The organism is Gymnodinialimonas mytili (genome assembly GCF_037544085.1).
Lineage (GTDB): Bacteria > Pseudomonadota > Alphaproteobacteria > Rhodobacterales > Rhodobacteraceae > Gymnodinialimonas > Gymnodinialimonas mytili.
This window is the reverse complement of sequence record NZ_JBBIFW010000001.1, coordinates 1,774,002-1,787,852: the sequence shown is the minus strand read 5'-3', so window position 1 is coordinate 1,787,852 and position 13,851 is coordinate 1,774,002. Positions and strand designations below refer to the sequence as shown.

Below are 13,851 nucleotides of genomic sequence, written 5' to 3'. Positions count from 1 at the left end.
GCCTACTTCGCAGTATCGAATTCCGCCTGCACCTCTGCAATCTTTTCGTGCAACAAGGCTTTTTTGAGTGGTTTGGTTACATAATCGTCGAGGCCAGCCGCCAAGATCCGCTCTTTGTCACCTTCAAGCGCATGCGCCGTCATGGCGATGATCGGGATACGGGGATGCCCGTTTTCCGCCTCGATGGACCGGATCGCGCGCGCGGCATCTAGCCCGTCCATTTCAGGCATGGAGATATCCGTCATAATCAGATCGGGCACATCGCTGCGGTAGGCGTCCACCAATTCAACGCCATTGTTGACCACCTCAAGATCGATATCCAATGCCTTCAACATGGTCTTGAAGACCAATTGGTTGGTCTTGTTGTCTTCGGCGGCCAATACACGCAACCTATCCCGGTTTGGCGCGTTTGTGGCTGGGGGCGCGTCCTGCGATGGATCTGCCAAAGCGCTCGCTACGCTGGCAGTTGATGACGTCTCAGCGTTCGGCGCGCTTTCTACAGGCGTCGATATGTCAGAGACCGGTTCCGGTATGGGCTCGGCAACCATGTTGCCAGACGGGTCCATCGACGTTGCTGGCTGGTCAACGTCTGACGCTTCGTGTTCCTCCACACGCCGAAGTTCGGATGATACCTGTAGATCGGCGGGATGGTCGACAATCGGCGCTGAGACCCCGTTGGAGACCAAAGCATCGGCCGGAACGGACCGATCAACGGCTGGATCTTCAACGATAGCGGTTTGTTCACGCTCATCGACGCTTGGCGGCGTGGACTCTGGCGTTGGCATCTGCGGCTCGCTCTTTACCGGTGATAGGTTCACATCACCACTGGAAGGTGACGCTGGCGCACCAGTTCCCAGAACAGCGGCGCGCAGATCGGCCAACCCGTTTTCCCCCGGATCGATAGCGATGAACCCGTCCACTTTCGGCCCTTTCAGATGCGTCAGACGAGCACCGGCGAAGCCGTTTTCATCAAGCGCGGCCGCGACCTCCGACACCGAGACGGTTTCGCCGCATAAGACAACGGCCTGCGTGCCTTCTAAATCGCGCGCGCAGGGCGCTCGACGAACCAGCGACGGCTCCGCATGAAGTCGGCTCAGCGCATTCAGGAACTGCTCTTCCAACGTGCTATCGCCGCCTACCAGCAAAACCCGCGCCTGATCATGGGGCAGACCTGCGACGGGGCCTGCGCCACCGTCGGGATCTTTGGCAACCGGCAGCGTGAACCCAAAGGCGGAGCCTTTGCCTTCCTCGGATTCCAGCCACATCTCACCGCCCATCATCTGTACCAAGCGGCGTGAAATCGCCAGGCCAAGGCCGGTTCCGTCATGGCGGCGGTTTCGCTCGTCTTCAACCTGATTGAATTCGCCAAACACATGGGCCTGCTTGTCTTCGGCGATACCGACACCGGTATCCTGAACCACGATCCGAAGCGTCAGACCCTTGTCTTCAGGCACATTCGGATCGGCCATGACATGGACGCTCACATGGCCCTCTGCGGTGAACTTCACGGCATTGCCGATCAGATTGGTGAGCACCTGACGGATTCGGCCGCGATCGCCAATCAGCGCCTCGGGCAGGAAAATGTCGTAGTCCAAACGCAGATCCAGGTCCTTGTCCTTCAGGACCGGCTTCATCAGGCGAAAAATCTCATGAACCATGCCATTCAGATCGAAGCTTTCGGAATGCAGTTCCATCTTTCCGGCTTCGATCTTCGAAAAGTCGAGCACATCATTGATAATGACCAGCAGCGCTTCGCCGGAATTCTTGATCGTATCGGCGTAGAGCATCTGTTCCTCGGTCAACGGCGTGTCACGCAGCAATTCCGCCATCGACACGACGCCGTTCATCGGGGTTCGGATCTCATGGCTCATATTCGCGAGGAAGTTTGACTTGGCGCGGCTGGCGGCCAAGGCGGCGTCGCGGGCAGCGCGCAATTGGCGCTCACGCCGAATATTGGGGGTGATATCCACGGCAAGCGACACGAAATCGCCCTGCGGGGTCAGTTTGTCATTCAGCCGGATATAGGCGCCGTTCCACAGCTTGACGTCTGCTTTGGGGATCGGGTTCTGATCCCAACGCGCCAACATGCGGGCGATCCAATCCTCCGGTGGAGTGCCCTGCAAATCGACGATTCCTTCTTCGACCGCAATATGGAGAATCGCCTCGTAGGAGGCGCCCTCGGCAACATCCGCCGCACCATCAAACATGTCGAAGAAGGCGGGATTCGCGGCAACCAGACGACGATCCTGATCAAAGATCACAAAGCCATCTTCAGTCGCCGTCAACGCATCCCACATCCGGCGCTGCGCCATATTCAGGCGCTGATTTGCATCCTCCAGCTTGGCTTTGGTATCGGTTGTGACATCGCGCAAAATCTCGTTTTGTTCACGTGTTTCAATGACTTGAAACGAAAGCTCATTGGCATGATCAGCGAGATTTCGGTTCGCGGCATAAAGCTCTTCGGATCGAAGTGCCAACAAACGCTCGGCTTGCAGCCGGGCGCGCCGTTCCTGTGCCAATCGATCATCGAAGCTTGTCGCGGTCATGCCCCAACCCTTTTTGGGCGTTCACAAAATGTTCCAGCAAACTGTCGATTGTTTCGTTGAACATTACGTTAATCCTCCGTTGCCTCGCAGGAATCATGGACAGCCATACAGGGCGCGTGTCACCCTGAGGATGTTTGATTTTGAAATTTAAAATTGAGATGCCCATGCGCCGCGCCCTTAGGCTTCTGGCAGTTTTTTTCTGTGTGCTCCCCAATCTTGCAACGATCAGTGCCGCTCAAAGCCCGGTTCCGGATCGGGTGAGCAGCCTAATCAGAGACGTGGATTTGCCGGGAAATGATCTGCGGCCGATTTTCGACACAACGCTATCGGCCTGTGACGCCGCTTGCCGGGCCGATCCAGATTGTATGGCCTTCACATTCAACACCGCGAACAACACCTGCTTTCCGAAGACCGCCGCGGGTGAGGCTATAACCTATTCCGGTGCGATTTCCGGCGTGATCCGCAACACGGCGGCAGAGGTTTTGACCCATGCGGAAGCGCAGCGTGGCAATCTGCAATTCCTGAATTCTGCCGATTTTGACACAGCCCAGTCACAGGCCAGTGGTCTGGACCTGGTCCATTTCGGGGGGCAATTTGATCCTGAACAATGGCGCGAGGGCGCCGCGCGCTTGGCCGATGACGGGAACCATTTGGGCGCCATGCGGATGCTGGGGGCTGCTGTCACCCTGACCCATGCGGCGTCGGATTGGACAGCCTACGCGCAATCGTTGCTTTCGATCGAAGCCGAAAACAATGCCGCTGGGCGCGAATTCGAACGGCAGGCGGTCGAGGCCGCGACCAATGCCGCTCTCCGCGCCGAGGACGGTGCTGAATTTGCCGCAGCGCTCGACCAGCTCGCCCTAGCATTGGAACGTCGCGGGCGGGGCCGCGCGGCACTAGATGCTGCGGTTTTGGCGTTTGAGCAAGATCCGACAGACATCCGAAATACGGCTCTAACGCGCTTGCGGGGTCTGTTTGGCTTTCGCGTGACGGAAACGCGTGTCGATAACGAAGCCGACTTTCCACGGATCTGTGCGACATTCTCGGAACCGTTGGCCGCTGGGGGCGTGATCTACGACGATTTTCTGCAATCGCGCCATCCCGGTCTAACCGTCGAAGCAGACGGCAGGTCGCTTTGCCTGTCCGGTGTCGAACATGGCGCGCGTTACGAGGTCACCCTGCGCGCCGGTTTGCCCGCAGCATCGGGCGAGGTACTGCATAGTCCGATCACGCTGCGCCAATATGTACGGGATCGGTCGCCCTCCGTCCGATTTGCCGGTCGTGCTTATATTCTGCCTGCCAGCGCGGGCAGTTCGATCCCCGTGGTCGGCGTGAACACGGATCTGATAGATTTGCGGCTCTTTCACGTCGCAGACCGCAATATCCTCCGCACGCTGCAGCAAGACTATTTCGGGCGTCCACTGGCAGAGTGGCAAGTGGACCAGTTTGGGGACGAAATCGGGGAAGAGGTCTGGCAAGGTGCGGTGGATGTCGCCACAGAACCAAATCGCAGCGTAACCACCCGCATCCCAATCGGAGAGGTGCTGCAAGGCCGTGCGCCGGGGCTCTACGCATTGGAGGCACGCGTTGGCGGCGCGGGTACAAGCGATGGCGGCGCGACCCAATGGTTCCTGGTCAGCGACCTGGGTCTGACCGCGATGAGCGGCGCAGATGGCGTCCATGTTCTGGTGCGGTCATTAGCGACAACCCAGGCCCATGCCGATGTTACACTTGATCTGATCTCGGATTCGAACCGCGTTTTGGGGTCGGCACAGACCAACGCCGAGGGCTATGCCCATTTCCCGACTGGTCTGACCGCAGGCCAGGATGGTGCGGCACCGGCCTTGCTGACGGCGCGGATGGGCGACACCGACCTTGCCTTCTTGTCGTTGCGCGATGCCGAGTTTGACCTGTCTGATCGTGGCGTTGACGGGCGAGAGCCCGCACAAGCCATCGATGTATTCCTGACAACAGATCGCGGTGCCTATCGCGCCGGCGAAACGATCCACGCCACCGCTCTAGCCCGCGATCCCTCGGTCGCTGCGATCACAGGGCTACCACTGACCGCGATCCTGACCCGCGCAGATGGCGTCGAATATACCCGCCAAGTGCTGACGGAAATCGGCGCTGGCGGCTATGTCTTTTCCCTGGCGCTTGATCAGGATGTGCCGCGCGGCACGTGGCGCCTTGCAATCCACGCCGATCCAGACGCGCCGCCGCTGACCCAGACACGGCTTCTGGTAGAAGATTTCCTACCAGAACGGCTCGACCTTTCGATTGATCTGCCGGAGCAGATCCGCTCAGCCGACGCACCGCCCACCGTCACGTTTGATGCGCAATATCTCTTCGGGGCATCTGCTGCGGAATTGCCGATTTCAGGCCGATTGGCTTTGCGCCCAACCTTTGAATTATTTGAGTATCCCAACTATCGCTTTGGTCGCCATGACGCAGCGCCGGATCCTGTCTTTGCGTCACTTGCACCGCAGCTAACCAATAGCGAAGGTCAATTGTCGCGCAATCTCGACCTGCCGGAATTCGAGGGCGTCACCCATCCCGGCGTTCTGACTCTGACCGCGCAGATCACCGAAGGCTCAGGTCGTCCGCTAGAACGGAGTGCAACTGCCACGATCTTGCCCGACGCGCCGATGATTGGAATACGGCCGCTATTTGACAGCACTCTGCAGCGCGACACGGACGCGGCGTTCGATGTGCTTGCCACCGGAACAGAGACATTGCCAGCTCGTTGGACGCTGAACCGCGTCGAGCGGCGCTACCAATGGTATCGCCAAGGCGGCAATTGGACCTGGGAACCAGTGACAACGCGCACACAGATCGCCAATGGCGAGATCACTTTGGGCGCCGACCCGGCGCGCATATCCGCCCCGGTCGACCGAGGAAATTACGAACTGCGGGTTGAAAGTGCTACCGGCGGGTTCGCAGTGTCTTCTGTTGGTTTCAGTGCGGGGTGGTACAATGCGCAGGATGGCTCCGACACGCCCGATACGTTGGACGTGTCCTTGGATGCCCAAACCTATGCGCCAGGCGACACCGCGACGCTCCGCATCGTCCCGCGGCAAGGTGGGCTGGCCGTGATCCAGGTTCTGTCGGATCGGGTGATTGATCGGCAATTGATAGAGATTGGTGACGATCCCGTAGATATCCCACTGCCCGTGACCGAGGATTGGGGCAGCGGCGCCTATGTCACAGCATCTCTCATCCGCCCGTTAGAGACGGTATCAGGCCCCGCTCCGACGCGCGCACTTGGACTGGCTCATGCCACGCTCGTACCCGGTGATCGTCGTTTGGAAACCCGCATCGACGCGCCTGAGACGACCCGCCCCCGCGGGCCGCTAGCAGTCACATTGCATGTGGCCGATGCAGAGCCGGGCGAGGTGGTCCACGCCACGATTGCCGCCGTAGATGTCGGCATCCTGAACCTGACAGGGTTCGAGGCACCCGATCCCGAGGGGCATTACTTCGGTCAGCGGCGCTTGGGCGTTGCGTTCCGCGATGTCTATGGGCGGCTTATCGATAGCCGCGACGGGGCCGAAGGGCGTATTCGTCAGGGCGGTGATGCCGGAGCTGGCCTGCGCGCCCAAAGCCCACCGCCTGGCGATGATCTTGTCGCGCTATTCTCCGGGCCACTGATTGTTGGCGCGGATGGCCGTGTGACAACCGAATTCGACATTCCTGCCTTCAACGGCACTCTCCGACTCATGGCGACAACCTGGTCGGACACCGGTATCGGTCAGGCCAGTGCCGAGGTGATCATCCGCGACCCGATTGTGGTCACCGCATCTGCCCCGCGGTTCCTTGCACCTGGTGATCAGGGCCGTATCCTCTTGGAATTCACCCATACTGAAGGCCCGACTGGGACTTTTCCATTGTCGATCAGCGCGTCACCGCTGATTGATCAATGGGGCGAGCTGCCAGAAAACGTGACCCTGACCGAAGGGACCACAACCCGTCTGAGCTTGCCGTTCCGTGTCGCCGACAATCGGACAGGCACGCTTTCCGCCAGCTTTGACCTAACCCTGCCCAATGACGAGCTCCTCGATCAAACCGTCTCAATCCCCGTTGTCGCCAATGATCCCAGTATCGCCGAAACCACCCGCCTGACCCTCGAGCCGGGGCAAAGCTTCACGCTGGATGCCACCGCATTTACCGGGTTTCAGCCCGGCACCGCGCGCGTCACGTTGTCGGGTGGCCCATTGGCCCAATTCGATGTCGCGGGCTTGTTGCAGCGGTTGGATCGACATCCTGGCGGCTCAACAGAGCAGATCACCAGCCACGCTTTGCCCCTGCTGTATCTGGCTCAGGTGGCGGAGTTAATGGATCTCGGCACTGCCGACGATCTAAGCGAGAGGATCGATGATGCCATCCGTGGCGTGCTAACCAACCAGGCGGCAAACGGCGGCTTTGGTCAGTGGCGTGCGCAATCCGGGGACCTGTGGCTTGATGCCTATGTCACCGATTTCCTGTCCCGCGCGCGGGCGGAGGGCCATGAGGTGCCCGCAATTCCGTTCCAATCCGCGCTCGACAACCTTGCCAACCGCGTTGCCGGACATCCGGACTTCGAAAACGCGGGCGAAGGCCTTGCCTATGCGCTGATGGTCTTGGCTCGCGAGGGGCAGGCCAGCATGGGGGATCTGCGCTACTACGCCGATGTGAAGGCGTCTGAATTTGCAACGCCGCTGGCTCTGGGGCAATTGGGGGCGGCGCTGGCGATGTATGGCGATCAGGTCCGCGCCGATGCGATGTTTACCGCTGGATTTGCGCGGCTGACCCTGATCGCCACTGATGAGGAAAACGCAAGCTGGCGCGACGATTATGGCAGTCGTGCGCGCGACGCGGTCGGTCTGGTTGCCTTGGCCGCCTTCGCTGGATCCGAAACGGCGAATGCAATCGATCTAACCGCCGATATCCTTCCGGATCTCGACACCGCCTCGACGCAAGAGGCGGTCTGGTCCTTGCTGGCAGCCCAGGCTCTGATGGAAAGCCCTGATGCTACCGGTCTCGCTTTGGATGGCGCGCCCGTGTCGGGACCTTTGGTGCAGGTTCTCGGCCCAGATCCGACCCAAACCCGCATTATCGAGAATATCGGTAACCGCGATGAGATGCTAACGCTCACCCGGTTCGGCGTGCCTGACGGACTGACCGAGGCATTCGGGAACGGCTACCGGATCACACGGCGCTACCAAGATTTCGACGGGGCGCCGGTCGATCCCAGTACTGTGCCGCAAGGCACGCGCCTGGTAGCGATCCTGTCCGTCGAACGCTTTGGCGCGCCAGACGGGCGGCTTCTGATCACTGATCCACTGCCAGCCGGGTTCGAGATCGATAATCCGAACCTGTTGCGTGCAACCGATCTTCCAAATCTGGGCCGAACCACGGCCTATACGCCGCGCATGTCGCAATTCCTGTCCGACCGGTTCCAGGCTGCGATCCATATGCGCCGCGATGACCCGATAGAACTTGCTTACACGATCCGCGCCGTCACACCGGGCGAATTTCACCAGCCCGCGGCGTCCATCGTCGATATGTACCGCCCAACCTTCCGCGCCCAAACCGCATCGGGTCAGGTCACTATCACGGTGCCCGAATGATCCGACGGATCGCGGCCACGCTCAGCGCTCTCGCTCTGACATTGTGCCTCGGCGTGGCGCTTTGGCTGAATGATTGGATCGATGAGACCGAGATCCCACCGCTTGTCCTGGAAACGGGCGTCGAGGTGCTGGATCGCGACGGCGCCTTGTTGCGTGCGTATACGGTCGAAAATGGGCGCTGGCGCCTACCTGTCAGCTATGACGCGGTGGATCCGAGTTTCATCGAGATGCTGGTTGCCTATGAAGACCGGCGGTTCTGGTCGCATCCCGGCATCGATCTGCGCGCCTTTGCGCGTGCGGTATGGCAGCGTCTGACATCGGGGCGGATTGTATCGGGCGGATCGACCCTGACCATGCAGGTCGCACGCCTGCTGGAGGATTCCGGGACAGGCGCGTGGGGTGGAAAGATCCGCCAGATCCGCCTGGCGCTCGCCTTGGAACGGCAGATGACCAAGGAAGAGATCCTTACGCTCTACTTTCACCTCGCGCCCTATGGCGGGAACATCGAAGGCATTCGCGCCGCGTCACTGACCTGGTTCGGGGTGGAACCGAGGCGACTGACCGCCGCGCAATCCGCGCTGCTGGTCGCCATCCCGCAAGCCCCGAATTCCAGGCGCCCCGACCGATTTGCCGAAGCCGCCGAGATCGCGCGCAATCGTGTGCTAAGCCGCGCCGTCACCTTCACCGATCTGACCGAGCAAGATGTGGATTGGGCGCGAAACGAACCGATCCCGACCGAGCGTCGCGACTTTCCGGCCCTCGCGGCCCATCTCTCGGACCGCGCCTTGGCGGATCGACCGACCCAAGCCACCCATTTCTTGACCATCGACGTCGTGTTGCAGGCTCGGATGGAGCATCTGGCCCGTCGCGCGACAACTGGCCTTGGCCCGCAAATCAGCGCCGCGATCATGGTCATGGATCACCAAACCGGTGAGATCCTGGCATCGGTCGGATCGCCCGACTACACCGATCACCCACGCACCGGGTTTGTCGATATGACCCAGGCGGTGCGGTCTCCAGGGTCCACGCTGAAGCCGTTGATCTACGGGTTGGCCTTCGATGCGGGCCTGATCCATCCGCAGACATTGGTGGCCGATCGCCCGATCTCGATCGCAGGCTATGCGCCCCAGAATTTCGACGAAGTCTTCCGTGGAGAAGTGACAGCCGCCGAGGCGCTGCAAGCGTCGCTAAATATCCCGGCTGTCAACTTGCTGAGCGCCTTGGGCCCACATCGGATGCTCAGCGCGATGGGACGTGCGGATATGGAGGTCAGTCTTCCCATGGACGAAGCACCCGGCCTGGCCATCGCGTTGGGCGGGCTTGGGACGCGGATGGACGATCTGATGCGGCTTTACGGTGGGCTCGCTCGGGGCGGCATAGCGCCTCCAATGCATTGGCGAGCGGGCGAGGCACCGGGTGACGGACAGCGCATCTTATCTCCCGTGGCCGCATGGTACGTCGCGGATATTCTGGGGGATGTCACGCCACCGCCAAATGCGCCGCGGATCGGTCTCGCCTTCAAAACCGGCACCAGCTACGGTCACCGCGACGCTTGGGCATTCGGGTTCGATGGGCGCCATGTCGTCGGTATTTGGATGGGTCGTGCCGATGGCGCTTCGGTACCCGGTGCGTTTGGTGCCGACCTGTCCGCACCGCTTCTGTTCGAAGCATTTTCGCGGATCGGTGATCGACCGACATTGCGTCCTGGTCCACCTCCGGGCGCCTTGACCCTGCTGAATGCGGACCTGCCAGACCCATTGCGGCGCTTCGATCCACAAGGCGGATCAAACGGACCGCCACAGCCCAGTATCACATTCCCGCCCGAAGGCGCCGTCTTGGCTTACCAACCAGACCTGCCGGTGATCGCCCGGGTCGCCGAAGGGACGCCACCCTTCACCTGGCTCTGGAACGGCGCGCCCATCGCCATCGGAGACCGGGATCGCGAGGTGATCCTGGGCGATATTGGGCTCGGTTTTGGCGAATTGACCGTGATAGATGCGACCGGGCAAGCGGGAACGCGCCAGATCGAAATTGCAGACTAAGCAGCGTATCAGGCTCTATTCGCTGTGATGTGAGAGGCTATACCCGTTCGATCGCCAACGCGATACCTTGGCCACCACCGATGCACATGGTGATCAGCGCCTTAGATCCGCCGATCCGCTCCAATTCATAGAGTGCCTTTACGGTGATGATCGCGCCCGTCGCACCGACCGGATGGCCTAGCGCGATGGCCCCACCATTTGAGTTCACCTTGGCGGCATCCAAACCTAGACCTGCATTCACTGCCAACGCTTGCGCGGCAAACGCTTCGTTGGCTTCGATCACATCGAAATCGCCGATAGTCAGGCCAGTCTTCGCCAGCAGGTTTTCCACCGCCGGCACCGGACCGATGCCCATCACCTCGGGCCGCACACCGGCATGCGCATAGCCCAAAACACGTGCGCGCGGTTTCAGGCCCGCATTTTCTGCCGCCTCCGCACGGGCCAGCACCAAGGCCGCCGCCCCATCGTTGATCCCGCTCGCATTGCCAGCCGTCACACGCCCATCTTTCTTAAAGACGGCGCGCAGACCCGCCAGCGCCTCGGGCGTGGTCTCCTTAGGGTGTTCATCCACCTCGAACGGCACAGTCTCACGGCGTTTCTTCACCTCTATTGGCACGATCTGATCCGCAAACCGGCCCTCTGAAATGGCGAGAGCTGCCCGCTCTTGCGACGCCATGGCAAACGCGTCCATCTGCTCGCGCGTCACATTGTGTTCGTCAGCGACATTCTCGGCTGTGACACCCATATGACCAGTGCCAAAGGGGCAATTCAGCGCGCCTAGCATCATGTCGAGGGTTCGCACATCGCCCATCTTCTGTCCCCAGCGGGCATCCGGGATGATGTAGGGTGAGCGGCTCATCGCTTCGGCCCCGCCCGCCAGACCAAAGTCGGCATCACCCAGCGCGAGGGACTGGATCACCGACACAATGGCCTGGGCCCCAGAACCGCAAAGACGGTTCACATTCATTGCTGGTACAGTCTCGGGAATGCCCGCCTGCATCGCAGCCACACGGCTGAGATACATGTCGCGCGGTTCGGTATTGATCACGTGGCCGAATGTGATATGGCCGATCTGTGCCCCATCGACCCCGGCCCGGTCCAAAGCAGATTTCGCCGCCGCGCTTGCCGTATCAATTGGAGCGACGCCCGCGAGGCTGCCGCCAAAGGTGCCAATCGCCGTGCGGGCCCCCGATAGAATTACGATCTCGTCCATGTTTCAAACTCCTCCCGCTGCGGCGACCCGCGCCATTACCCATTCAGGCGGCGCCATGAACCGCACCGGCGGGCCGCTATAGCCCAATCCCGCCGAGACAATCAGGCGCCGATCTCCTTCAGCATGCAGACCATGGGCGAGCCGTCCACCGTAACGTGACGGCGTGGCGGGGCGCCATCCGAACAAGTTGATCTGCCCAGCATGGGTGTGGCCGCTGACTTGCAACGCCGCGGGACAATCATGATCAAGGAAGATATCCGGCTCATGGGCCATCAGGATCACACTCGCACCGTCCGGCACATCGGCAAAGGCGCTGCCCAAATCATGTCGCGGATCTGGATCTTTGGCGCGACCGATCCCTTGCTGGGAATCGAGCCCAACCAGCCATGTAGAGCCAGTCAATGACACGCCGCGATTGGACAGAACCGGGATACCCGCCGCTTCCAAAGCGGGTTGCACGCCGTTAAACCGATAATCATTGGCGCGCGCAATCGGGCAATCGCGCCAATCATGGTTGCCCAGGCTCGCATAGACCCCCAACGGCGCCTGCAAACGAGACAGCACCTCGGCAATGGGTTCAATCGGCACAAACCGCGACGGGATCACATTCCGAGCCAGAAAGTCACCCGGCAGCAAGATCAGATCCGGCGCTTCCACCAAGATCTGATCCACGAGGTGATCCAGGGCGGATAGCGGGCTCCATGGATCACAAATGTGCAGATCCGTCAGGACGGCCAAGGTTAGGGGATCGGTCCGCCACAATGCCGTATCAACATTGTAGCGAACCGGTCTCGGGCGCCCGCCAAAGCCCCGCATTGCAGCTCAGGCCGCGTCGAATTGCAACGGCTTGACGCTTTGGAACAGGCCGGTGGCCATCAGCTTTTCCAGCACAGCCGCGGGCGGCTGCGCATCCAGATAGAGCAGCGCAATCGCCTCCCCTTTCGGGCCGGACCGACCGAGGGTGAAGTTGGCGATGTTCACGTTGTTCTCGCCCATCGTCTGACCCAGCGCACCGATAATCCCTGGCACATCTTCGTTGGTGGTGTACAGCATATGCTCCCCGATCTCGGCATCGATATTGATGCCTTTGATCTGGATGAAGCGCGGCTTGCCATCGCTGAAGACCGTACCGGCAATCGAGCGTTCGCGCGTCGGCGTTTTGACCACCAACCGAATGTAACCATCAAACACACCCGATTTGTCCTGAGTCGTCTGGCTCAGCTCAATGCCGCGTTCTTTCGCGATCACGGGGGCCGAGACCATGTTCACATCCGGATTCGTCGCCTTCATCACACCTGCAATCGCGGCGCAATCCAATGCTTTCAGGTTCATGCCTGTGACGACACCGTTATAGACCACGTCGATGCTTTCGATGGGCTCCTCGGTCAATTGCCCGACAAATGCGCCGAGGTGTTCGGCGAGCTTCACCCAAGGGCCCATCACGGCAGCTTCCTCAGCGGTGACCGAGGGCATATTCAGCGCATTCGAGACGGCCCCTGTCAGAAGGTAATCCGACATCTGCTCAGCCACCTGCAGAGCCACATTTTCCTGCGCCTCGGTCGTCGCCGCACCCAGATGCGGCGTCACAACCACATTGGGCAGATGGAATAACGGGTTTTCCGTAGCTGGTTCCTGGGCGAACACGTCAAAGGCCGCGCCTGCGACATGGCCGGATTTCAGCAGCTCGGCCAAGGCGGCCTCATCGACCAGACCACCACGCGCGCAATTGACAATCCGCACGCCCTTTTTGGTCTTGGCCAGGTTCTCAGCCGACAGAATGTTCGCCGTCTTCTCGGTGAAAGGCACATGTAGCGTAATGAAATCGGCGCGCTGCAACAACTCATCCAGCTCAACCTTCGTGCAACCAATCTCTTTAGCACGCTCCTCGCTCAGGAACGGGTCATAGGCGACCACTTTCATCTTCAGCCCCAAGGCGCGGGAAATCACAATCGACCCGATATTCCCGGCGCCGATCACACCCAGGGTCTTGCCTGTCAGCTCAACCCCCATAAAGCGCGATTTCTCCCATTTGCCGTCATGGGTGGAGGTGCTGGCCTCGGGGATCTGACGCGCAACAGCGAACATCATCGCAATCGCGTGTTCCGCCGTGGTGATCGAATTGCCGAAGGGCGTGTTCATCACGATCACACCCTTTTTGGAGGCCACCGGAATATCGACGTTGTCCACACCGATCCCGGCGCGTCCCACAACTTTAAGGTTAGTCGCTTGCGCAATGATCTTTTCGGTCACCTTCGTAGCAGACCGGATCGCAAGACCATCATATTGGCCAACCACCTCCAGCAGGCGATCTTTATCCTTACCGAGATCCGGCTCGAAGGTGACGTCGATTCCCCGGTCGCGGAAAATCTGAACGGCGGTTTCTGACAGCTTATCGGAGACGAGAACTTTGGGGGCCATCTTAGGCACTCCTAATCGAGAATTTC

6 protein-coding genes are annotated in these 13,851 nt (G+C 60.5%); 2 read left to right on the top strand and 4 right to left on the bottom strand.

Annotated features, from left to right (window positions below):
* Positions 1-2: 2 nt before the first annotated feature.
* Positions 3-2,546 carry an ATP-binding protein gene (locus V8J82_RS08825; RefSeq protein WP_339974284.1) on the bottom strand — a complete coding sequence of 848 codons (2,544 nt, stop codon included), beginning with the start codon at positions 2,544-2,546 and terminating at the stop codon, positions 3-5.
* A 164-nt stretch (positions 2,547-2,710) separates the two neighbouring features.
* Between V8J82_RS08825 and V8J82_RS08820 the strand changes: the two genes are divergently transcribed.
* Positions 2,711-8,152 carry an alpha-2-macroglobulin family protein gene (locus tag V8J82_RS08820; RefSeq protein ID WP_500796448.1) on the top strand — a complete coding sequence of 1,814 codons (5,442 nt, stop codon included), beginning with the start codon at positions 2,711-2,713 and terminating at the stop codon, positions 8,150-8,152.
* A complete protein-coding gene (gene pbpC / locus V8J82_RS08815; RefSeq protein ID WP_339974282.1) occupies positions 8,149-10,194 on the top strand; it encodes a penicillin-binding protein 1C in 2,046 nt (681 codons plus the stop codon). The genes V8J82_RS08820 and pbpC overlap by 4 nt, the downstream gene beginning before the upstream one ends.
* A 37-nt stretch (positions 10,195-10,231) precedes the next feature.
* On the opposite strand, the gene V8J82_RS08810 is transcribed toward pbpC, so the two are convergent.
* The 3 genes from V8J82_RS08810 to serA all read right to left on the bottom strand — a co-directional run bounded on the left by V8J82_RS08810 (position 10,232) and on the right by serA (position 13,825).
* On the bottom strand, positions 10,232-11,407 hold the full coding sequence (locus V8J82_RS08810) for an acetyl-CoA C-acyltransferase family protein (RefSeq protein ID WP_339974281.1): 1,176 nt from the start codon (positions 11,405-11,407) through the stop codon (positions 10,232-10,234).
* A gap of 3 nt (positions 11,408-11,410) precedes the next feature.
* Positions 11,411-12,145, bottom strand: coding sequence for a metallophosphoesterase (locus tag V8J82_RS08805; RefSeq protein WP_339974280.1), 735 nt, complete (start codon positions 12,143-12,145; stop codon positions 11,411-11,413).
* 84 nt (positions 12,146-12,229) lie between these two features.
* Complete coding sequence (gene serA / locus V8J82_RS08800) at positions 12,230-13,825, bottom strand: phosphoglycerate dehydrogenase (protein ID WP_339974279.1); 1,596 nt, start codon at positions 13,823-13,825, stop codon at positions 12,230-12,232.
* Between the last annotated feature and the right edge of the window lie 26 nt (positions 13,826-13,851).